Source organism: Escherichia sp. HH091_1A, assembly GCF_030295175.1.
GTDB lineage: Bacteria > Pseudomonadota > Gammaproteobacteria > Enterobacterales > Enterobacteriaceae > Escherichia > Escherichia coli_F.
On sequence record NZ_AP025747.1, the window covers coordinates 819,955 to 843,226 of the forward strand.

Sequence of the window (23,272 nt, forward strand, 5' to 3'; positions counted from 1 at the left end):
AACCTCACACCAGACCGCAAACGGTCAGCAGTAAATCAATGACTTTGATACCAATAAACGGCACCAGCAGCCCACCCAGACCGTAAATCCATAAGTTACGGCGCAACATGGCAGAAGCGGTAAGCGGTTTATAACTCACGCCTTTTAACGCCAGGGGAATCAAAAAGACGATAATCAAGGCGTTGAAAATGACCGCACTGAGAATGGCGGAGTCGGGCGAATGCAGGCGCATGATGTTCAGCGCATTTAACTGCGGATACGTTGCCGCGAACGCCGCCGGAATAATGGCGAAGTATTTCGCCACATCGTTGGCAATGCTGAAGGTGGTCAGCGAGCCACGGGTCATCAGCATCTGTTTGCCAATATGCACCACCTCGATCAACTTGGTCGGGTTAGAGTCGAGATCCACCATATTGCCCGCTTCTTTCGCCGCCTGAGTACCTGAGTTCATCGCCACCGCGACATCTGCCTGCGCCAGCGCCGGAGCATCGTTGGTGCCGTCGCCGGTCATCGCCACCAAACGGCCTTCCGCCTGATACTGACGGATCAATGCCAGCTTGGCCTCCGGTGTCGCTTCAGCGAGAAAATCATCGACGCCCGCTTCCGCAGCAATGGCGGCGGCAGTCAGACGGTTATCGCCAGTAATCATCACCGTTTTTATGCCCATTTGGCGCAGCTGGGCGAAGCGCTCTTTAATACCGCCTTTGACGATATCTTTCAGCGCAATAACGCCCAGCACACGGGAACCTTCCACCACCACCAACGGCGTGGCCCCCTGACGCGCAACCTGATCGACTTTTTGATCAACATCGGCAGGGAAGTGACCACCGTTAGCCTCAACATGGCGGCGAATGGCATCGACAGAACCTTTACGGATCATACGGTTGTCGATATTGATCCCGCTCATTCGACTTTGCGCAGTAAACGGTACAAAAGTGGCGTGAAGCGACTGCACATCGCGCTCGCGCAGGTTAAAACGCTGCTTGGCGAGGATCACAATACTGCGGCCTTCCGGCGTTTCGTCGGCCAGCGAAGCCAGTTGTGCTGCGTCGGCCAGCGTTTTTTCCTCTACGCCCTGCGCGGGGATAAACTCTGATGCCTGACGGTTACCGAGGGTGATGGTACCGGTTTTATCCAGCAGCAGGACGTCCACGTCGCCCGCCGCTTCAACTGCACGTCCGCTGGTGGCAATCACATTCGCGCCCAGCATCCGACTCATTCCGGCGACGCCGATCGCTGACAACAGGCCGCCAATAGTGGTTGGGATCAGACAGACCAACAGCGCCACCAGTACCGTTACGCTGACTGCATTACCGCCCCACGCGGAAAACGGCCACAGCGTGGCGGTTGCCAGTAAAAAGACGATAGTCAGGGCAATCAGCAGAATGGTCAGGGCAATCTCGTTCGGCGTTTTACGTCGCTGCGCGCCTTCCACCATCGCGATCATCCGATCCAGAAATGTCTCACCGGGGTTAACGCTGCACTCAATCACCAGCCAGTCAGAAAGAATACGCGTGCCGCCAGTGACGGAGGCAAAATCGCCACCGGATTCACGGATCACCGGTGCCGATTCCCCAGTGATGGCGCTTTCATCGACCGATGCACCCCCTTCAATGACTTCACCATCGCAGGGGATAATATCGCCAGCTTCTACTAGTACGATATCGCCTTTACGCAGTTGATCGGCAGGAACTTTGTCTGCCACAGCGCCATATTTCGGCTCACGCAGCTTGCGGGCAAAGGCAGTTTTTTTCACCCCTTTCAGACTGTTGGCCTGCGCTTTACTGCGGCCTTCTGCCAGCGCCTCGGCGAAATTAGCGAACAGTACGGTGACCCACAGCCAGCCGCTAATTGCCGCGCTAAACAGCGCATTGCCAGGCATCGCGCCGCTTGCCATCGCGATGCTAATACAGGTGGTCAGCAGACTGCCGATCCAGACGATAAACATCACTGGATTACGCCATTGCGCCTGCGGGTTTAATTTTTTCACCGCTTCTTTCAGCGCCTGAACGACAAGTGTTGGTTCGAATAGCGCCAGTTGTTTACGACTCATATTCAGTGCTCACTCAATATCATCAGGAGAGATATTCCGCCACCGGACCAAGCGCCAGGGCAGGGATAAAGGTCAGTGCGCCAACCAGCAACACGGTGCCGATCAACAGACCAACAAACAGCGGGCCGTGCGTTGGTAGCGTGCCGGAGCTGGCGGGCTGGCTCTTTTTACTCACCAGCGAACCGGCAATCGCCATCACCGGGATAATCACCCCGAAGCGACCGACAAACATGCAGAACGCCAGTAAACAGTTCCAGAACGGAGAGTTGGCGCTTAAGCCGGCAAAGGCGCTGCCGTTGTTGTTAGCGGCGGATGACACGGCGTACAGCACTTCGCTAAAACCATGCGGGCCAGGGTTGAGCATGGCGCTACGTCCGGCGTCGGTCATCATTGCCAGCGCCGCGCCCATCAGCACCAGCGTCGGGGTGACCAGAATCGCCAGTGCAGTCAGTTTCATCTCACGTACGTCGATTTTTTTACCCAGATATTCCGGTGTACGACCAATCATCAGCCCGGCAATAAACACCGCCAGCAGAACGAACAGCATCATGCCGTAAAGACCAGAACCGACACCGCCGAATACCACTTCACCAATTTGCATCAGCCACATCGGCACCATGCCACCGAGAGCGGTAAACGAATCATGCATCGCAATCACCGCGCCACAGGAAGCCGCCGTAGTCACGACCGCAAACAGGCTACTGACCAGCACGCCGAAACGGCTCTCTTTACCTTCCATATTGATGCTGCTGTCCGCACCCAGCGCCAGCAGATGAGGATTACCCTGAACTTCTGCCCACATCACCACGCCTACGCAGATGACAAAAATCACTGACATCGCCCACAGCAACATGCGCCCCTGGCGGCGATCGCCTGCCACTTCACCAAAGGCAAAGCACAGCGCTGTTGGGATCAAGAAGATCGCCAGCATCTGCACGAAGTTGGTCAGTGCGGTCGGGTTTTCAAACGGATGCGATGAGTTGGCATTAAAGAAACCGCCGCCATTAGTGCCGAGCATCTTGATCGCTTCCTGAGAAGCCACCGGACCCATTGGTAACAGCTGTTGCGCCCCTTCAACAGTCGTAACCGACTGATAGGGAAGAAAGTTTTGCAACGCACCTTGTTGAATAAAAAACAGCGCGATCAACAACGCCACCGGGGCTAACACCCATAACGTGATGCGTAGCAGATCGACCCAGGCATTCCCGAGTGTGCTCATGCTCTGGCGGGTAAATGCACGAATGAGGGCAAAAATCACCGCAATCCCGCTGGCGGCAGAAAGAAAGTTTTGCACCGTTAAGCCCGCCATCTGGCTGAAATAGCTCAACGTGGTTTCACCGCTGTAAGATTGCCAGTTGGTATTCGTGCCAAAGCTGACGGCGGTATTCAGCGCCAGATCCCACGACAGCCCTGGCAACTGCTGTGGATTAAGCGGCAGATAGTGCTGACCGAGCAACATAAAAAACAGCACTGCCAGCCCCAGCATGTTCAGGCCGAGAATGGCACAGAGATACTGCTTCCAGTTCATCTCACGGTCAGACACGCCAAGTGCGCGAAAAAGTACGCGCTCAACGCCCGTCGTACCAGGAAGAGGAATATCATTAATCAGCCGCGCCAGCCCACTGCCCAAAGGGCGCGCCAGCACCATTAACACCAGTAAAAACGTGGCAATCAGTAAGAACCCTTGCGCAGCCATCAGAACGCCTCCGCATTGATCAGGGCATAAACCAGATAACCCAGTAATAAAAACACCAGCAACACGCCGGCTATCACGCCTGCACTCACAGTGCACCTCCAGTGGCCTAAAAGTGATACCGGAAGGGTAGAATTCTGGCTGCAAAGATTTCGCAAAAATCTGCGGGTGGGGTGTAAAAAAAGTATAAAAATGGCAAAAGCCATGATTTAACTAATGTTTAGTATTAATTTAACTTTCATGTAACTTAATTACACGATGAATGTAAATAAACCATCAATAAGCAAAAATAAGTGGTCGGATGAGTAGTAAAATTACACAAAAGGCGGTACTATTTTCATCAGATAAACAAATTCATTTTTCCGGTGCCATTCACCGGGTAGATACAAAAGGGGGAGAAAAGTATGGAACTCTACAGAGAATATCCTGCATGGCTTATCTTTTTACGCCGTACTTATGCGGTTGCAGCGGGCGTTTTGGCGCTGCCTTTCATGCTTTTCTGGAAAGACCGCGCCCGCTTTTACAGCTACCTGCACCGCGTCTGGTCGAAAACCAGCGATAAACCGGTGTGGATGGATCAGGCCGAAAAGGCAACCGGTGATTTTTACTGATTGCTAAACATGACGTTCAAAGAAAACCGCCAGCGGAAACGCTGGCGGTTTTTTTGTATCAGGAAGATGTTCAGAGGAATATTTAGACACCGTTATACCAACCGAAATATATATTCATGAAATATATATAAATATTTTCCTAATAGTTGCTATCTGGCAGATATCTCACTTAAGCCTTTCTTATAAGCCCGTATGGTTTGCACCATGAGTGCGGTAGCTATGGGGTTTATATGTCCTCAGAAGGATTACGTTTCACGCTGTCGGTGGCCGGTATCGTGGAGATGGCGACGGCGGTGGTGAGCTTCCGTCTGTACCAGCACCACTGCACGCCGTTCATCCTGGATGTGGATATCGCCAGCGGGCTGTCTGACCTGACGGCGGAGGATTTTCTGGAGAAAAGCGCGGTGCTGACGGTCTGGCAGGGTGATATCCCGCAGCGTTACGTCAGCGGTATCGTGACGGAGGTGCAGCTCGGTGAGAACAACGACTGGCAGATGCGTTATTCCCTGAGCATCAGCCCGCCGCTGTGGCGGGCAGGGTTACGGCAGAACTTCCGTATCTTCCAGCAGCAGGACATTCAGACGATATCAGCACAGCTTCTGAGAGAGAACGGGGTGACGGCGTGGATGCCGCTGTTCTATGAGGCGCACCCGGCGCGGGAGTTCTGCGTGCAGTACGGGGAGAGCGACCTGACATTCCTGACCCGGCTGTGGGCGGAGGAAGGTATCTTCTTTTATGAACGCTGCAGTCAGGACGGGCCGGAACAGAAGCTGGCGGTGTGTGATGACGTGGCGGGGCTGACGGGAATGGGGGCGCTGGCGTTTAACCCGAATACCACGACCGGAGGCACGACAGAGTACATCCGCGACTTCCGTTACCGTGCGCAGATAAGCGTGGCGTCGGTGGAGACGCAGGATTATACGTTCAAAACGCCGGGGTGGCCGGGGTACTACAGCCATGACGGGGAGAGCCTGAACGGACAGGGAACGCAGTACGAGATATTTGATTATCCGGGGCGTTTCAAGGATGAGCAGCATGGCCAGGATTTTGCGCGTTACCAGACGGAAGGGTGGCGGAACGGGGCGGAGACGGCGAGCGGGGTGTGTAACACGGCGCGACTGTGGCCGGGAACGCGGTTCCGGCTGACGGGCCATCCGTCAGCGACGCTGAACCGGGAATGGCAGGTTGTGGGAAGCACACTGCGGGGAGAACAGCCGCAGGCGCTGCACGGGAGTCACGGTGAAGGGACGACACTGAGCAATCAGTTTGAGGTGATACCGGCAGACAGGACGTGGCGTCACGCGCCGCTGCCGAAGCCGAAGGTGGACGGCCCGCAGAGTGCCATCGTGACCGGGCCGAAGGGTGAGGAGATATTCTGCGACGAGCATGGCCGGGTACGGGTGAAGTTTCACTGGGACCGTTATCACGGGATGACGGAGGAGAGTTCATGCTGGATACGGGTGTCGCAGGCATGGGCGGGACCGGGGTTCGGCAATCTGGCGATACCGCGTGTGGGTCAGGAAGTGATAGTGGACTTTCTGAACGGCGACCCGGACCAGCCCATTGTGACGGGGCGGACCTACCATGAAGATAACCGTTCACCGGGGGATTTACCGGGCACGCGGACGCAGATGACCATCCGCTCGAAGACCTATAAAGGAAGCGGCTTTAATGAACTGCGTTTCGAGGATGCGACGGACAGTGAGCAGGTGTATATCCACGCGCAGAAGAACATGGACACGGAGGTGCTTAACGACCGGACGACGGACGTGAAGCATGACCATACGGAGACCATCGGTAACGACCAGAAGATAAGGGTGGTGAAGGGGCAGACGGTTGAGGTCGGCACCAGAAAAGAAGGGGGCCACGACCAGAGTATCACGGTGGCGAACGACCGGCGCATAACGGTACGTAATGACCAGACGCTGAAGGTGACGAATGACCGGACGGTGAGCGTGAGTCACGATGACGGCCTGTATGTCAGAAACGACCGTAAAGTGACGGTGGAAGGGAAGCAGGAGCATAAGACGACGGGGAACCATATCAGTCTGGTGGAGGGAACGCACAGTCTGGAGGTGAAGGGCGACCTGGCGGAGAAGGTGAGTGGCGCGCTGGGGATCAAGGTGGACGGGGATATCGTGCTGGAGAGCAGCAGCCGGATAAGCCTGAAGGTGGGGGGCTCGTTTGTGGTCGTTCATTCTGGTGGTGTGGATATTGTCGGACCGAAAATAAATCTGAATGGCGGGGGCAGTCCGGGGACGCCGATAAATACACTACAACCGGCAGTTATGGACGCTCTGGCTGACGAGCAGTATGACAGAGGGAATGCTGGCGGCGGGAATGACGGAGAGCCTAGTGATGAGGATGAATCAGAAGGTGGAGAAGAAGACAAGGACGATTCAGATGAACTGGTAATTCCTGTATACGCAAAATCTTGTCTGAAGGAGAAAGGCTGCACTGATGCTGGTACGACCATGGAGCCATCGAAACATTTTGGTGATATGGCTCTATTTGCCCAGCCAGTGGAGGATGACTGTTGCGGCTATGGTACACACTATCATGACGATGAAGTGGAGCAACTTGCGCAGTCAGCAAAAAAAACTTCAGGAGCGAACTCACTGACGGGGGAAATGACAGTTGCGTCAGCGGGTGTTGCGGTTCCACTAGCGGCGGAACAGTCTGCGGGAGTTTTAACTCGCGTATGGGGAACATTAGGGGCATGGGGTGGAGAAGGTTTTTTAAGTGTATCAAAAACGGTGCCAGCCCTTGGTGTTCTAGTATCAGCACTATATCCAATACCTGCCGGTGAAGGTAGTGATAAAGTTCCTGGACGGGATGAACAGTGGCTCGAAAATGAGCTACGTCGTAAAGCGCAATCTGGAGAGACGGCAGCTACGCGGGCGCGCTTTCTCTTTCAGCGGAATACTGCTGGTGAATTGAGAACATACGGATACCACACACCCGCAGGTTCGGAACTTGAAGGTGTTCGGGTAGCATTGATGGAGTGGAATAAGGAATTTTCCCGTTATGAATTTTCACCTGTGTCTGATTCGGGACCAAAAATATTTTGGACGCCTGCAAAGCCAGAAGGTTCAGAGCAGCCCATACACACCGGAACTCCTGTCGAACCAGTTGATCTACCTGATATTTATGTTAATCCGATACCCGATGAAAAAACAGATATCACCACGCCGCCTTCTCCAATGCCGGAGGAGCGAAATTTTAATGACTGGATACTTGTCTTTCCTGACGGTGCGGAATTAACACCAATATATGTGTATCTGAAAACTGCAAGGGATGAAGCGGGAACAGTAACAGGTAAGGGGGAGGTGTTAGCAGGTACAGGAAGATGGCTGTCGCAGGCGGGGAAAAGCTTAGGAGTGCCAATTCCACAACAGGTCGCAAATAAACTTCGGAGTAAGTCATTTAACAATTTTGATGAATTCAGGGCAGCTTTCTGGACTGCTGTAGGTGAATGTCCAGAACTATTGAGCCAATTTAATAAAGCTAACCAAACGTTGATAAAGCGTGGACGCGCACCTTATACTATATCAAGACAAAGAGTTGGGGGGCGAGGTACATTTGAAATTCATCATATTGACGAAATCCAATATGGGGGAGAAGTCTATGATATTGATAATCTTAGAGTAAATACACCTAAAAACCACATACGATTGCATAAATAAAAAAGGAGGTAGTAATGGAGTTTAAAAATAATCTAGAAGATTATACGGAAGATGAATTTATCGAACTTCTAAATAATTTTTTTGAACCACCTGAGGAATTGCATGGCGATAAATTGTCGAAGTTTATTGATGATCTTGTAAGTCATTTTATTAGAATCACTCAGCACCCAGATGGTAGTGATTTGATATTCTATCCATCTGAAGATAGAGAAGATAGTCCCCAAGGGATTGTTGATGAGTTAAAACGATGGCGAGCATCGCAGGGGCTAGGATGCTTTAAAATATAATGAAAATAAATACTCGTCATATTTTATTAAAATGATTGGTATTTTTGTTATTAACCTTAAACCACTTCCTGAGGAGGTGGTACAGGGAAAGATCATCAGAAGTACACTTTTCGTACTAAATAATTCGCATTTTATGTTCAATAATTGAGATATTCCTTATTACCTGAAGCTGTTTTTTATTGCTTATACATGATCAAATACTCCTTACATAATTAAGGAGAACAAAATGGAACTTAAAAAATTGATGGAACATATTTCTGTTATTCCCGATTACAGACAAGCCTGGAAAGTGGAACATAAATTGTCGGATATTCTACTTTTGACTATTTGCTCCGTCATTTCTGGTACAGAAGGATGGCAAGATATAGAGAATTTTGGGGAAACACATCTCGATTTTTTGAAGCGACATGGTGATTTTTGAAATGGTATTCCTGTTCACATCCCATTGCCAGAGTTGTATCCTGTATCAGCCCTGCAAAATTTCATGAGTGCTTTATTAAAAGGAAACCAGGGGCGGCTTAATATCACCGGAACCGGCTGGCTGCCACAGAAGGATGTTGAAGAGGCCGGACAGTATGATTTACTGAAGCTGGGTTTTCAGCCGCTGGAGGAGAACAGCAGCGGTGACATGACGTACAGCCCGTACGAAGGATGGGTGCCGGAAGCGTTTGACTCAATAAGCCGTGCCGCAGAACAGGGAGATGAGTGGCTGTATGAGCAGGTACCGCCCTTTTATCGTGAGCTGATGGCGGGTATGGATCAGGACGGTGATGGAAAAGTGACGGAGGAAGAGATCAGACAGGCGCTGATCGTGCGTGAACCACTGGTGAGAAATGTGGTGAATCATCTGATAGTTAAACACCACAGCGAATGGTACGGAGGGCGCTCGACAGGGCGGTGGGAAGGATTTTATAAAGATCTGGACACAGAGGAAGTGGCATACTGTGAGAAGTGGCAGCTGGATCTGGAGTGGATGAGCGGGGTATCTCCGTTTAATAGTGATGATGCTGTGTGGCATTTTCATCCGGTTGTGTTTTTAGATTCATTATCTCAGAAAAAATCAAATCAAATTATTTTTCCTTTAAAAGTAAAACCTAATAATGACAAAAATGGAAAGTGGAAAAATTATTTTTGGGCTGCTGCCTTGACAGATCGAAATGCCTCTCAAGCTATATTTGGACGAAATCGTAATAATGGTAATAGAAAACATGGAGCGCGTGATCTATATACGGAACCGAAGTCTGATATTGTTTCGGTTTGCAACGGAATAGTAAGAGCTATTTCTCGATACTATTACGGTACTTGGCAAGTTACGATTGAGCACTCGACTAGAGATGGTCGGCATTTCTATGTGCGGTATGGTGAAGTTGATCCATCAAGTATTTTAGTAAAGATTAATGATCATATTATGCAAGGGGCAATAATTGCCAAAACAGGGTTGATGATTAAACCTGATACAGGGAGGCCTCCAGTTATAATCCCTGGGGAAGAAGTGGTTTATATGTTGCATTTTGAATACTATCCAGGAAACAATGGAACGCCTCCGCCGAATAATACACAAATACCTCCATTTTATAGACGGGATGATTTACATGATCCAATTGATATATTGATGGAGGGGTACATCAATAGTTTTAACGAAGAACAAACTGCTGAAAGGATCGCCATTGCAGATTTGAATGTATCAAATAAAGGTAAGGGTTTTATAAAAGAATGGGAATATTTACAACTAACAGCATATAATGATTCAGAAGGTTACTGTACTATAGGTTATGGACATTTAATTGCTACACAACGTTGCAATGATATAGTTTTACCAGAAGAATTTCAGCATGGAATAACAATTGCTAAAGCTGATGAGTTATTTGAAGAGCGTTTATCTGGTTTTGTTAGTGAGCTTAAAAGAACAGTGAGTGTGGATTTATATCAGTACGAATTTGATGCGTTAATAAGTTTATTGTTTAATATGGGGAGCATGAGTAAGGCACCGAATTTGAATTCTAAACTTAATCAAAAGGATTATATAGGTGCCTCCAATGAATTTCTTGATATTACAAATGGCGGAGTTGCTGGCCTTGTTATACGACGCCGAAAAGAACAAAATCTATTTTTGAATAATGTTTATGATTCATCACATTGATTTACATTAAGGAATTTGTATGCGCGGTAAATTTTTTATGGGCTTTCTAATGATTTTTTTTATTCATGGTATCGCATATTCTAATGATAATACTAAAAATACCGTATGGATTTATCATAATGTTTCAGATATCGATGTTTTTGGTAAACATGATTCGCTTATAATAAGTGCCCTTGATGAAACATACAGTAAGGTAGTGATAAATATGGATGGGCGAAAGCTAACGATAAATGATTATTCATTGGAAAATAGTCTCGTATGTTCGACTGACTATGTTGAAGTTAAAAAAAAGCCCTTGTCATATTACTTATCACAAACAACAGTAGGTATGTACAGGAAATTATTTAAACATGAAGGCAAACTTTTTCCTGAAGAAATATCCATTATGGATTCTGTTCATAAATGTCCTGGGCCATATAGAGATATCTTAAAAATTAATGATCAGATAATAATCCCAGAGAAATATTATGTGCTGTTTTTCAATGAAAAAAAGCATACTTCTGAGGAAAAAAAAGAAAAATGGTCGACTTGGTGTCATGATGCTAATCCCAGAAAAGAATTTGATGGTTCATCAAAAGAACATTGCTATTTTGAGGGTTTTGATTTAAAAGGTGCCTATGATAAATTACTAGCACTTAGTTATGAGGAGAATAATTATCTGAAGGAAAAGTTACCAATTGGGAATTTTAGTTATAAGATTGATGATAAAAATATTACATATCAATGGATTCATGGAGGGTTAAATATATCCGTGATTATGGAGAATGAGAGTATGAGATATTTATTTAGCGAGAAGCCATCAGGAGTGAATGTAGAGATCACAAATGAAACTCAATACTGATTTAAATTTAAACATTGCTGATTCTGTGGTTTTTATTGGAAGGTAGGAAAGCTATTTAAAGGTTTTTTATCCTAACAAAGTATGACTCCTTAGGGAAAGATCATCGTGTGCCGTAGGCACAAAGATGCAAAACGGGACGTTTTGCATGTAATAAGCATAAGCTTGTGAAGAGATGGTGGCAGGCTCACCGGGATCTGCTGTCGGAAGTCGGTCCCAAACAACCCCTGCTGCTGTGGTAAAGACCCATGGCAGGGAAAGATCACGGTGTGCCGTAGGCACAAAGATGCAAAACGGAACGTTTTGCATGTAATAAGCATAAGCTTGTGAAGAGATGGTGGCAGGCCCACCGGGATCTGCTGTCGGAAGTCGGTCCCAAACAACCCCGGCTGCTGTGGTAAAGAGCCATGGTAGTGAGCGCAGGGGGAACGATCAGACGAGATCTGATCGTATGTGAGATACAGTGAGATGAGTAAACCCGAACCTGTGTTGAAACGTCGTTAGTCCTAAGTGACATCAAAACCGGAGGTTTCGTGATACCGCCGGGATTAATTTACGGGTGAATTCCGAATGCTGCGTGAATGATGTCCGGTGTATAGCAGGCATGACGCTGTATCGGGCTCTTTGCAGGAACTACGGGAACCGGTCGTCGCAATGTCAAGAGAGAAATACAAATAACCGAAATTATGAGTATGAGAGTATCGATGTGCGAAACCGGGGCAGAGCTGTTCGTAGTAGTGAGGAAGCGTTTGTAATGAACGTGGAGCGAAGGGACAGCGTCGGGCAGTCTGCATCACAGCCCAACTGTAGGCAGGAGGAGGCTGTGTGTGAACAGACAAAACCGTTTCAGGTCAGTAAATTGCATGTGGTGGAAGCGTACCGGCGGATAAAGGCGAATGCCGGAGCTGCCGGAGTGGATAACCAGACGCTGAAAGATTTTGAGCGGGATCTGAAAGGAAATCTGTACAAAATCTGGAACAGGTTATCGTCGGGAAGCTGGATGCCGCCGCCAGTGCGTGCGGTGGAAATTCCGAAGAAGGATGGCAGCAAAAGACTTTTAGGAATACCGACAGTAAGCGATCGAATAGCGCAGATGACGGTGCTGGTAACGTTTGAACCATTAGTGGAGCGTTATTTCCTGAATGATTCATACGGATACCGGCATGGAAAATCAGCGCTGGATGCAATAGCAGTCACCAGAAAACGTTGCTGGCAATACGACTGGTGTCTTGAGTTTGATATTAAAGGGTTATTCGATAATATCCCCCACGATTTATTACTCAGGGCAGTAGATAAACATTGTGCGGATAAATGGGTAAGACTGTCTATTCGCCGGTGGCTGACAGCGCCGGTGCAGATGCCGGATGGAACACTGAAGGAAAGAAATAAAGGTACGCCACAGGGTGGAGTCATCAGCCCGGTACTGGCGAATTTATTTCTGCACTATGTGTTTGATAAATGGCTGACGTTACATTATCCGGAAATTCCCTGGTGCCGTTATGCAGATGATGGATTAATTCATTGTGGCAGTAAACAACAGGCAGAGGAATTACTGAATAAGCTGGCAAAACGTTTTCAGGAATGTGGACTGGAATTACATCCGGAGAAAACGAAAATAGTTTACTGCAAAGACAGCGAACGACAGGCGAACCATGAAACAGTGCAGTTTGATTTTCTGGGGTATACGTTCAGAGCGCGAAGAGCACGTAACCACCGGCGGGGAAACCTCTTTACGAGTTTCAGCCCGGCGGCGAGTAACCGTGCGCAGAAAGGCATGATTGGAAAACTCAGGAAACTGTGGATCAGACGCAGGGTGGAGATGAGTCTCGAAGATATTGCGAAGTGGCTGAATCCGATAATATCGGGGTGGCTGAATTATTACGCGAGATACCACAAATCAGCGATGAAGAAAGTATGCAGATATATTAATCTGACGCTGATTGCGTGGGCGAGAAAGAAATATAAAACCCTGCGGTATAGAAAGACGAAGGCGTGTCAGCTAATGGAAAGGCTGTCAAAAGAGAAGCCGGAGTTGTTTGCCCACTGGAAAGCAGGACCAGGAAGCTCGTTTGCCTGACGGGAGCCGTATGAAGCGAGAGTTTCACGTACGGTTCTGCGAGAGGCTGTCGGGGAGGTTCCGGTGGCCTACTCACTTAACGCTGCTTTTTTGTACTAAATAATTCGCATTTTATGTTTAAAAATTGAGATATTCCTCATTACCTGAAGCTGTTTTTTATTGCTTATACATGATCAAATACTCCTTACATAATTAAGGAGAAAAAAATGGAACTTAAAAAATTGATGGAACATATTTCTATTATCCCCGATTACAGACAAGCCTGGAAAGTGGAACATAAATTATCGGATATTCTACTGTTGACTATTTGTGCCGTTATTTCGGGTGCGGAAGGTTGGGAAGATATAGAGGATTTTGGGGAAACACATCTCGATTTTTTAAAACAATACGGTGATTTTGAAAATGGTATTCCTGTTCACGATACCATTGCCAGAGTTGTATCCTGTATCAGTCCTGCAAAATTTCACGAGTGCTTTATTAACTGGATGCGTGACTGCCATTCTTCAGAAGATAAAGGCGTCATTGCAATTGATGGAAAAACGCTCCGGCACTCTTATGACAAGAGTCGCCGCAGGGGAGCGATTCATGTCATTAGTGCGTTCTCAACAATGCACAGTCTGGTCATCGGACAGATCAAGACGGATGAGAAATCCAATGAGATTACAGCTATCCCTGAACTTCTTAACATGCTGGATATTAAAGGAAAAATCATCACAACTGGTGCGATGGGTTGCCAGAAAGATATTGCAGAGAAGATACAAAAACAGGGAGGTGATTATTTATTCGCTGTAAAAGGAAACCAGGGGCGGCTAAATAAAGCCTTCGAGGAAAAATTTCCGCTGAAAGAATTAAATAATCCAGAGCATGACAGTTACGCAATTAGTGAAAAGAGTCACGGCAGAGAAGAAATCCGTCTTCACATTGTTTGCGATGTCCCTGATGAACTTATTGATTTCACGTTTGAATGGAAAGGGCAGCTATGGACAGAAACTAGCTGACGTCAGTCCTTGCGGGGAGCGGGCTTTCGTAATCTTGCCCTGCTACAACAGGATTAACTTCACAAATATCATTTCCCAACGTCTACACTTACTCCTGTAAACCGTTCAGGAGCAGTAATGAATCAGCAACGATTTGATGACAGCACTCTAATCCGTATCTTCGCCCTTCATGAGTTACATCGACTGAAATCACACGGCTTAACGCGCGGGGCGCTTCTCGATTATCACAGCCGCTATAAACTCGTCTTTCTGGCTCATTCTCAGCCGGAGTACCGCAAACTTGGCCCGTTTGTGGCTGATATTCACCAGTGGCAAAATCTGGATGACTATTACAACCAGTACCGCCAACGCGTAATTGTTTTGCTTTCTCACCCCGCCAATCGGCGCGATCATACTAACGTTTTGATGCACGTTCAGGGGTATTTTCGCCCACATATTGATTCCACAGATCGCCAGCAGCTGGCGGCGCTTATCGACAGTTATCGCCGTGGCGAGCAACCGCTTCTTGCGCCGCTGATGCGTATCAAACACTATATGGCGCTTTATCCCGACGCCTGGCTTTCAGAGCAGCGTTATTTCGAACTTTGGCCGCGTGTGATTAACTTGCGCCATTCAGGAGTTTTATGACTACCCATCTGGTCTGGTTTCGCCAGGATTTACGTCTGCATGATAATCTCGCGCTGGCTGCCGCCTGCCGCAATTCGTCTGCACGCGTGCTGGCGTTGTATATCGCTACACCACGCCAGTGGGCGACGCATAACATGTCGCCGCGTCAGGCTGAACTTATCAATGCTCAACTGAATGGGCTACGAATAGCGCTGGCGGAAAAAGGCATTCCTTTGCTGTTTCATGAAGTGGATGACTTTGCCGCCAGCGTCGAAATAGTTGAACAGGTGTGCGCGGAAAATCGTGTTACCCATCTGTTTTATAACTATCAGTATGAGGTGAATGAGCGGGCGCGGGATGTGCAGGTTGAGAGAACGCTGCGTAACGTGGTGTGTGAAGGATTTGATGACAGCGTGATCCTGCCGCCGGGGGCGGTGATGACTGGCAATCATGAGATGTACAAAGTCTTTACGCCATTTAAAAACGCCTGGTTGAAACGGCTGCGAGAAGGGATGCCGGAGTGCGTCGCTGCGCCAAAAGTTCGGAGTAGCGGATCGATAGATCCCGCGCCATCTATTACGCTGAATTACCCTCGTCAGCCTTTCGATACCGCGCATTTCCCGGTGGAAGAAAAAGCAGCGATTGCGCAATTACGCTATTTTTGCCAGAACGGTGCCGGAGAGTATGAGCAACAACGAGATTTTCCTGCAGTGGAAGGCACCAGCCGTTTGTCCGCCAGCCTGGCAACGGGCGGGTTATCGCCTCGCCAGTGTCTGCATCGCCTGTTGGCGGAACAGCCGCAGGCGCTGGAAGGCGGACCGGGTAGCGTCTGGCTTAATGAGCTGATCTGGCGCGAGTTCTACCGTCATTTGATGACGTATCACCCGTCACTGTGTAAGCATCGCCCCTTTATTGCCTGGACCGATCGCGTACAGTGGCAAAGCAATCCCGCGCATTTAAAGGCCTGGCAGGAAGGCAAAACGGGATACCCGATTGTTGATGCGGCCATGCGTCAGCTTAACAGCACTGGCTGGATGCATAACCGGCTACGGATGATTACAGCCAGTTTTCTGGTGAAAGATTTATTGATCGACTGGCGCGAAGGCGAGCGATATTTCATGTCGCAACTGATTGATGGTGATTTGGCAGCCAATAACGGTGGCTGGCAGTGGGCGGCTTCTACTGGAACTGATGCTGCACCGTATTTCCGTATTTTTAACCCGACAACCCAGGGCGAGAAATTTGACCACGAAGGTGAGTTTATCCGCCAGTGGTTACCAGAGTTGCGTGATGTACCAGGGAAAGCGGTGCATGAACCGTGGAAGTGGGCAGATAAATCAGGTGTGACGCTGGATTATCCGCAACCGATAGTTGATCACAAAGAAGCGAGAGTACGAACGTTAGCAGCGTATGAGGCGGCGAGGAAGGGGAAATAACAGACGCGTCAGGCAATCTTGCCCGGATGCCGGATACTGCGTGAACGCCTTCTCCGGCCTGGCAAATAGTGCAAATTCAATATATTGCAGGGACATCCAGGCCTGTTAAGACTCCAGCGCCAGCGCGCGGTTTCTGAACTTAAGCGCCTGATACAGCCAAATCATCAGTACCAGTCCTACACACGCCAGTGCACCCCAGGTGATTTGATCAAACACTTCAATATATGCATTGATGGAGTAGTTGATCGCTCCGGAAGCATCAAACGAAGCTTGCGATGTCTGATCGGCAATCACGCCCGCCAGATAGTTCGCAATTGCGCCGGAAAGCAGCATATAAATACCGGTTAATACGCCGGTCACGCCGGGGATTTCAATGCGCGTAATCTGCGACATAGCAACCGGGTCGATAAACAGTTCCGCAAATCCCATCACCGCCAGGCCTAACACCATCAGTGGCAGAGAAGAGTGACCATACATAGCGGACCAGCGGGCGCTTAAGGTCAGAATGCAGAATCCGGCGCTCATCAGGCCGAGGCCAAGAGCAAATTTTCCCCAGATGCGCACGGTACGATTACCTGCGACGCTCTCTTTAACTACCCACGCCAGGAACACACCGCACAGCATGACCGCGAAGGCATTAATCGACTGGAACATAGCGGTCGGAACGGTATAACCAAACATATCGCGGTTAACGAAGCGATCAATATAAAGGCTAATCGAGCTACCCCCCTGTTGTGCGAAGGCCCAGAACAACATGCTGAAGAAGGTGAGCGTCACAATCAGCCCCAGCTCCTTACGCTGTTTCTGGTTTTCTGCTTTGCGATAAATTTTTGCCAAAACGCCAAGGCCAATGATAGTCGCGACAATCAAGGCGTATACCGACCACTCTTTCCAGAACAGTACGGTAATCAGCGCAGGTGTTGCCACCAGCAGAACCAGCAGCCATCCCCAGTTAGGCAGGAGAAAGTTTGTCGCACGCAGTACGTCTTTGTTAACGCCACGGGTATGAGCAAAATGACGATTGCCACATAAGAAGATAACCAGACCCGCGATCATGCCAACCGCCGCCAGGCCAAAGCCCATCGCCCAACTGTACTCTTCCTGGGCGTAGCCACAGGCGATAGGTGCGATAATAGACCCCACGTTACCCGCCGCATACATCAGCGAGAAACCGCCATCACGACGCGGATCGGTTGGCTCATACAGCTCGCCGAGCAGGCAACTGACGTTGGATTTAAACAGACCGTAACCACAAACGATAATCGCCAGGGACAGATAGAGGAATGACGGATGGATCTCACTGGCACCCAGCACCACATGTCCGATCGCCATCAATAACGCCCCCAGCATCACCGCCATACGGTTGCCGAGAACTTTATCCGCCAAAAAGCCACCGAGGATTGGAGTGACATAGACCAGCGAACAGTAGGCGCTAAATAACGCGTAGGCGTGAGTATCGTTGTATTTTAGTTGATTGGTGAGATAGAGAATCAGCAGGGCACGCATGCCGTAAAAGCTAAAATATTCCCAGATTTGCAGCGCAACGACATAGTAAATAGCGCGCGGCTGTGATGCGTGTTTATTCATAATAATTCCACAATTAACTGCAACGTCACGTAATAGTTGCGCGGCGTGCTTGTGTTTCCTTAAAGTTAAAACTTTGATACAGATCTGATTATTTGTGCAATATGCTGTCTGATTGCATAAATATACATTAGCTGAAGCGTGATGATATAAACAATTTGCGTCTTTTGGCGTCGGGTTTGTTTCTTAATATGTCAAAAGATTGGCTATCGACGAACAGGCGAGGTAACGCTATGTTAACGGTATAGCTATCAGAATACGGAAGGCGCGAAGATGAAAAACACCGAACTGGAACAACTGATTAACGAGAAACTGAACAGCGCGGCCATAAGTGATTACGCGCCGAATGGTTTGCAGGTAGAAGGCAAAGAGACGGTGCAAAAAATTGTTACCGGTGTCACCGCCAGCCAGGCGCTGCTCGATGAAGCGGTGCGTCTGGGCGCGGATGCGGTCATTGTGCATCATGGTTATTTCTGGAAAGGGGAATCGCCAGTAATTCGCGGTATGAAGCGTAACCGCTTAAAAACATTGTTGGCGAATGATATCAACCTGTATGGCTGGCATTTGCCGCTTGACGCACATCCGGAGCTGGGCAATAACGCACAGCTGGCGGCGTTACTTGGGATTACGGTCTTGGGTGAAATTGAGCCGTTAGTGCCGTGGGGCGAACTGACTATGCCTGTGCCGGGACTGGAACTAGCCTCCTGGATTGAAGCGCGTCTGGGACGTAAGCCGTTATGGTGTGGCGATACCGGACCTGAGGTGGTTCAGCGCGTCGCCTGGTGCACGGGCGGCGGGCAGAGTTTTATCGATAGCGCCGCGCGTTTTGGCGTGGATGCTTTTATTACTGGCGAAGTTTCTGAACAGACCATTCATTCAGCCCGCGAGCAGGGATTGCATTTTTATGCTGCGGGTCACCATGCCACTGAACGCGGTGGTATTCGCGCATTGAGCGAGTGGCTGAATGAAAATACCGATCTTGATGTGACCTTTATTGATATTCCTAATCCTGCATAACGAATAATCAGAGGGATCGAAAGTGCAACGAGCGCGTTGTTATCTGATAGGTGAAACGGCGGTAGTGCTGGAACTGGAACCGCCGGTGACGCTGGCTAGCCAGAAACGGATTTGGCGACTGGCGCAGCGTCTGGTGGATATGCCGAATGTGGTTGAAGCCATTCCCGGCATGAACAATATCACGGTGATTTTACGTAATCCTGAGTCGCTGGCGCTGGATGCCATAGAGCGTTTGCAACGCTGGTGGGAGGAGAGTGAGGCGCTGGAGCCGGAGTCTCGTTTTATTGAAATTCCGGTGGTTTACGGTGGCGCAGGCGGACCGGATTTGGCGGTGGTCGCGGCGCATTGTGGATTGAGCGAAAAACAGGTTGTTGAATTGCACTCCTCTGTGGAATACGTGGTCTGGTTTTTAGGTTTTCAACCGGGCTTCCCGTATCTCGGGAGTTTGCCGGAACAACTACACACGCCACGGCGCGCTGAACCGCGCTTGCTCGTTCCGGCAGGTTCTGTCGGGATCGGCGGGCCGCAGACTGGCGTTTATCCGCTGGCAACGCCGGGCGGCTGGCAGTTGATTGGTCATACCTCACTCAGCCTGTTTGATCCGGCGCGTGACGAACCCATCTTATTACGTCCGGGAGACAGCGTGCGCTTTGTACCGCAGAAGGAGGGAGTATGCTGAAGATTATTCGTGCGGGCATGTATACCACTGTGCAGGATGGCGGTCGTCACGGTTTTCGCCAGTCGGGTATCAGCCACTGCGGCGCACTGGATATGCCTGCGTTACGCATTGCTAACCTGCTGGTGGGTAATGACGCCAATGCCCCCGCGCTGGAGATAACGCTCGGTCAGTTAACGGTAGAGTTCGAAACTGATGGTTGGTTTGCCCTGACGGGGGCAGGTTGCGAAGCGCGGCTGGATGATAATGCCGTCTGGACTGGCTGGCGATTGCCGATGAAAGCAGGCCAGCGTTTAACGCTTAAACGCCCACAGCACGGGATGCGCAGTTATCTGGCGGTCGCGGGTGGTATTGATGTTCCGCCGGTAATGGGGTCATGCAGTACCGATCTCAAAGTGGGGATTGGTGGGCTGGAGGGCCGTTTACTGAAGGATGGTGACCGACTCCCGATGGGTAAATCGAAGCGTGATTTTATGGAAGCGCAGGGCGTTAAACAGCTGCTGTGGGGCAACCGCATTCGCGCCTTGCCGGGGCCGGAATATCATGAGTTCGATCGCGCCTCGCAGGATGCATTCTGGCGTTCGCCGTGGCAGCTTAGTCCGCAAAGTAACCGTATGGGTTATCGCTTACAGGGGCAAATTTTAAAACGCACCACCGATCGCGAACTGTTATCTCACGGTTTGTTGCCGGGCGTGGTGCAGGTGCCGCATAACGGGCAGCCGATTGTATTGATGAACGACGCACAGACCACCGGTGGTTATCCGCGTATTGCCTGTATCATTGAGGCTGATATGTACCATCTGGCGCAAATTCCGCTCGGTCAGCCGATTCATTTTGTCCAGTGTTCACTGGAAGAGGCACTGAAAGCACGGCAAGATCAGCAGCGTTATTTCGAACAATTAGCGTGGCGGCTGCACAATGAAAATTGACCTGAACGCCGATCTGGGCGAAGGCTGTGTCAGCGACGCAGAGCTATTAACGCTGGTTTCCTCAGCCAATATTGCCTGTGGATTTCATGCAGGCGATGCACAAACCATGCAGGCTTGCGTGCGTGAAGCAATAAAAAATGGTGTCGCGATTGGCGCTCATCCGAGTTTTCCCGACAGGGAAAATTTTGGTCGCAGCGCTATGCAGCTGCCGCCAGAAACCGTTTATGCCCAGACGCTGTATCAAATTGGCGCGCTGGCAGCGATTGCCCGTGCGCAAGGCGGCGTAATGCGTCATGTCAAACCGCACGGCATGTTATACAACCAGGCGGCGAAAGAGGCACAACTGGCAGACGCCATCGCCAGAGCGGTTTACGCTTGCGATCCGGCATTGATTCTCGTCGGGCTGGCGGGAAGCGAGCTGATTCGTGCAGGCAAGCAATATGGCCTGACAACGCGCGAGGAAGTGTTTGCCGATCGCGGTTATCAGGCTGACGGCTCGCTGGTGCCGCGAAGCCAGCCAGGCGCGTTGATTGAAAACGAAGAACAGGCGCTGGCGCAAACGTTGGAGATGGTGCAATACGGCAGAGTCAAAAGTATCAACGGCGAATGGGCAACGGTCACGGCGCAAACGGTCTGCCTGCATGGCGATGGAGAACACGCACTGGCGTTCGCCCGCCGACTACGCTCTACATTTGCCGAAAAGGGGATTGTTGTCGCAGCATAACCCCGCTTAATAAAGAATGAAAAAAGGATATCACCATGCCTGAAGGCCCGGAGATCCGCCGTGCAGCGGATAACCTGGAGGCGGCGATCAAAGGCAAACCTCTAACTGATGTCTGGTTTGCCTTCCCGCAGTTAAAACCTTATCAATCACAACTTATCGGTCAACACGTTACCCATGTGGAAACGCGAGGTAAGGCGTTGTTAACTCATTTTTCCAACGGGTTAACGCTCTACAGCCATAATCAGCTTTACGGCGTCTGGCGCGTGGTTGATACCGGCGAAGAGCCGCAGACCACGCGAGTATTGCGGGTAAAACTGCAAACGGCTGACAAAACCATTCTGCTTTATAGCGCCTCGGATATTGAGATGTTGACCCCGGAACAACTGACCACGCATCCGTTTTTACAACGCGTTGGCCCCGATGTGCTGGATCCGAAACTGACGCCGGAGGCGGCGAAAGAACGGTTATTGTCGCCGCGCTTTCGTAACCGTCAGTTTGCTGGATTACTACTCGATCAGGCGTTTCTGGCTGGGCTTGGCAATTATTTGCGGGTGGAGATCCTCTGGCAGGTGGGGTTAACCGGCAATCATAAAGCGAAAGATCTCAATGCGGCGCAACTGGATGCACTCGCACACGTGTTACTGGAGATTCCTCGACTTTCTTACGCTACGCGGGGGCAGGTGGATGAGAATAAACATCATGGGGCGCTGTTTCGCTTTAAGGTTTTTCATCGTGATGGCGAACCGTGCGAACGTTGTGGCAGCATCATTGAGAAAACCACGTTGTCCTCGCGCCCGTTTTACTGGTGTCCAGGCTGCCAGCACTAGGCCGACCGCTTCGGCGCATAGGTTGAAATAAACCGCGCAATGGCTGGCCCCGTCAGCAAAATACTGAACAGGCGTAGGGTTTGCATCGCCATAATAAGCGCCATATCGGCATTGCTCCCTGCGGCGATGACCGCCACGGTATCAAGCCCGCCGGGACTGGTGGCGAGGTAGGCAGTCATAAAATCAATATGCATAAACCGGGTCAGCCCCCACGCCATACCCGCACAAATAGCCAGCAGAGCAAAAATCGACAGCAGGATTTGTGGCAGTGGACGCAATGCTCGCAGTAATATTTGTTTATCGAAACCAAGACCAATCCGCCAGCCAATTGCCATATACGCTATCGCCAGAAGCCATTCCGGTAGTTCGATGGTTATGTACTCACCAGACTGGAGCAGCGCGCCTGCCAGCATCGGGATGAGCATCGTGCCGGAAGGAAGACGTAGCAAGCATCCCGCCGTACCGGCAGCGACCGCGAGCAAAATTGTAAGCAGGAGATTAATGCTCACTGGCGGGAACCAGATGATCTGCTGGTTAACCGCTTCAGCGTTATCACCCAACATCATCCGCGTAACCAGTACCGCCGCCCCCGCGACGAACAGCACTCGTAGGTATTGCATAAACGCCACCAGACGAATATCTGCGCCGTAATCCTGTGCCATAGCAACCATCGCAGCCGCGCCGCCAGGAGAAGAACCCCAGGCACCGGTATTTCCAGGCAGTGAGCTATAGCGCACCAATAACCAACCCACGATGGCGCTGGAAAGTAACGTCACCAGTAAAATAGCTAACACAATCGGCCAGTTCACCGCTAGCGTGGTGAGAATCGAACCGGTTAGGTTTTGCGCAATCATGCAGCCAAGAATGGCTTGGGCGGCGAGAAAAGCGGATCGGGGAAGTTGCAGAGTAATTCCGTGCATACTAAAGATGATTCCGGCGATCATTGGCCCAAGTAATAGTGCCGCCGGAAGATGTACCGCGAGGAAGCCAATAGAAAGGAGAAGTGAAAGCACACATAACATTCCCCACTGCAAAACTGGCATCCTTCGCTTCCTCATTATTTTCTCTTTGGTGTATCGATACAGCATAA

General features: G+C 50.0%; 18 protein-coding genes and 3 pseudogenes. 16 read left to right on the forward strand and 5 right to left on the reverse strand.

Features of this window, described 5'->3' with window-relative positions:
• Positions 1 to 4: 4 nt before the first annotated feature.
• From kdpB to kdpF, 3 genes are read right to left on the reverse strand one after another with little or no spacing between them, the layout of a single operon-like run.
• Positions 5 to 2,053, reverse strand: a complete 2,049-nt coding sequence (gene kdpB / locus QUF14_RS03765) for a potassium-transporting ATPase subunit KdpB (protein ID WP_000087981.1) — start codon at positions 2,051 to 2,053, stop codon at positions 5 to 7.
• Positions 2,054 to 2,075: 22 nt separating this feature from the next.
• Positions 2,076 to 3,749 carry a potassium-transporting ATPase subunit KdpA gene (kdpA, locus tag QUF14_RS03770; protein ID WP_000741126.1) on the reverse strand — a complete coding sequence of 558 codons (1,674 nt, stop codon included), beginning with the start codon at positions 3,747 to 3,749 and terminating at the stop codon, positions 2,076 to 2,078.
• Positions 3,749 to 3,838, reverse strand: coding sequence for a K(+)-transporting ATPase subunit F (gene kdpF / locus QUF14_RS03775; protein WP_001365534.1), 90 nt, complete (start codon positions 3,836 to 3,838; stop codon positions 3,749 to 3,751). Before kdpF ends, kdpA begins: the two co-directional genes overlap by 1 nt.
• A 312-nt stretch (positions 3,839 to 4,150) precedes the next feature.
• Between kdpF and QUF14_RS03780 the strand changes: the two genes are divergently transcribed.
• The 11 genes and pseudogenes from QUF14_RS03780 to phrB all read left to right on the forward strand — a co-directional run bounded on the left by QUF14_RS03780 (position 4,151) and on the right by phrB (position 16,425).
• Positions 4,151 to 4,357 (forward strand): YbfA family protein, encoded by a 207-nt coding sequence (locus QUF14_RS03780; RefSeq protein ID WP_000424924.1) that lies wholly within the window; start codon positions 4,151 to 4,153, stop codon positions 4,355 to 4,357.
• Positions 4,358 to 4,587: 230 nt separating this feature from the next.
• A pseudogene (gene tssI / locus QUF14_RS03785) lies at positions 4,588 to 6,765 on the forward strand (type VI secretion system tip protein TssI/VgrG); the annotation flags it as partial.
• 222 nt (positions 6,766 to 6,987) lie between these two features.
• Complete coding sequence (locus QUF14_RS03790; RefSeq protein WP_241957718.1) at positions 6,988 to 8,043, forward strand: pyocin-S2/colicin E7-DNase domain-containing protein; 1,056 nt, start codon at positions 6,988 to 6,990, stop codon at positions 8,041 to 8,043.
• Positions 8,044 to 8,057: 14 nt separating this feature from the next.
• Positions 8,058 to 8,330, forward strand: a complete 273-nt coding sequence (locus QUF14_RS03795; RefSeq protein ID WP_000394623.1) for a bacteriocin immunity protein — start codon at positions 8,058 to 8,060, stop codon at positions 8,328 to 8,330.
• A 226-nt stretch (positions 8,331 to 8,556) separates the two neighbouring features.
• A pseudogene (locus tag QUF14_RS03800) lies at positions 8,557 to 8,828 on the forward strand (transposase family protein); the annotation flags it as partial.
• A gap of 1,114 nt (positions 8,829 to 9,942) precedes the next feature.
• On the forward strand, positions 9,943 to 10,470 hold the full coding sequence (locus QUF14_RS03805) for a lysozyme (protein ID WP_286333531.1): 528 nt from the start codon (positions 9,943 to 9,945) through the stop codon (positions 10,468 to 10,470).
• 19 nt (positions 10,471 to 10,489) lie between these two features.
• The gene (locus QUF14_RS03810; RefSeq protein ID WP_100733722.1) at positions 10,490 to 11,311 is read left to right on the forward strand and encodes a hypothetical protein; all 822 of its coding nucleotides are present in this window, start codon (positions 10,490 to 10,492) and stop codon (positions 11,309 to 11,311) included.
• Positions 11,312 to 12,062: 751 nt separating this feature from the next.
• Positions 12,063 to 13,385 (forward strand): group II intron reverse transcriptase/maturase, encoded by a 1,323-nt coding sequence (ltrA, locus tag QUF14_RS03815; protein ID WP_038813497.1) that lies wholly within the window; start codon positions 12,063 to 12,065, stop codon positions 13,383 to 13,385.
• 206 nt (positions 13,386 to 13,591) lie between these two features.
• Positions 13,592 to 14,359 (forward strand): annotated as a pseudogene (locus tag QUF14_RS03820) (ISAs1-like element ISEc1 family transposase); the annotation flags it as partial.
• A gap of 141 nt (positions 14,360 to 14,500) precedes the next feature.
• Positions 14,501 to 15,010: a YbgA family protein gene (locus QUF14_RS03825; RefSeq protein ID WP_100734000.1), complete on the forward strand. Its 510-nt coding sequence runs from the start codon at positions 14,501 to 14,503 to the stop codon at positions 15,008 to 15,010.
• On the forward strand, positions 15,007 to 16,425 hold the full coding sequence (gene phrB / locus QUF14_RS03830) for a deoxyribodipyrimidine photo-lyase (RefSeq protein ID WP_000207153.1): 1,419 nt from the start codon (positions 15,007 to 15,009) through the stop codon (positions 16,423 to 16,425). Before QUF14_RS03825 ends, phrB begins: the two co-directional genes overlap by 4 nt.
• A gap of 105 nt (positions 16,426 to 16,530) precedes the next feature.
• Here the strand turns inward: phrB and dtpD are convergent, their stop codons facing one another.
• The gene (dtpD, locus tag QUF14_RS03835; RefSeq protein WP_001032670.1) at positions 16,531 to 18,012 is read right to left on the reverse strand and encodes a dipeptide permease DtpD; all 1,482 of its coding nucleotides are present in this window, start codon (positions 18,010 to 18,012) and stop codon (positions 16,531 to 16,533) included.
• Between the two features lie 270 nt (positions 18,013 to 18,282).
• On the opposite strand from dtpD, the gene ybgI reads away from it, so the two are divergent.
• The 5 genes from ybgI to nei are packed head-to-tail and all read left to right on the forward strand — an operon-like array spanning position 18,283 to position 22,182.
• The gene (ybgI, locus tag QUF14_RS03840) at positions 18,283 to 19,026 is read left to right on the forward strand and encodes a radiation resistance protein YbgI (protein WP_000798864.1); all 744 of its coding nucleotides are present in this window, start codon (positions 18,283 to 18,285) and stop codon (positions 19,024 to 19,026) included.
• Positions 19,027 to 19,048: 22 nt separating this feature from the next.
• Positions 19,049 to 19,705 (forward strand): 5-oxoprolinase subunit PxpB, encoded by a 657-nt coding sequence (gene pxpB, locus QUF14_RS03845; RefSeq protein ID WP_001188343.1) that lies wholly within the window; start codon positions 19,049 to 19,051, stop codon positions 19,703 to 19,705.
• The gene (gene pxpC / locus QUF14_RS03850) at positions 19,699 to 20,631 is read left to right on the forward strand and encodes a 5-oxoprolinase subunit PxpC (RefSeq protein WP_000912727.1); all 933 of its coding nucleotides are present in this window, start codon (positions 19,699 to 19,701) and stop codon (positions 20,629 to 20,631) included. Before pxpB ends, pxpC begins: the two co-directional genes overlap by 7 nt.
• Positions 20,621 to 21,355 (forward strand): 5-oxoprolinase subunit PxpA, encoded by a 735-nt coding sequence (gene pxpA, locus QUF14_RS03855; RefSeq protein WP_000687170.1) that lies wholly within the window; start codon positions 20,621 to 20,623, stop codon positions 21,353 to 21,355. Before pxpC ends, pxpA begins: the two co-directional genes overlap by 11 nt.
• A 35-nt stretch (positions 21,356 to 21,390) precedes the next feature.
• Complete coding sequence (gene nei / locus QUF14_RS03860) at positions 21,391 to 22,182, forward strand: endonuclease VIII (protein WP_001113991.1); 792 nt, start codon at positions 21,391 to 21,393, stop codon at positions 22,180 to 22,182.
• Here nei and QUF14_RS03865 read toward each other — a convergent pair.
• A complete protein-coding gene (locus QUF14_RS03865; protein ID WP_024212289.1) occupies positions 22,179 to 23,225 on the reverse strand; it encodes an AbrB family transcriptional regulator in 1,047 nt (348 codons plus the stop codon). The two genes, nei and QUF14_RS03865, sit on opposite strands and share 4 nt — an antisense overlap.
• Between the last annotated feature and the right edge of the window lie 47 nt (positions 23,226 to 23,272).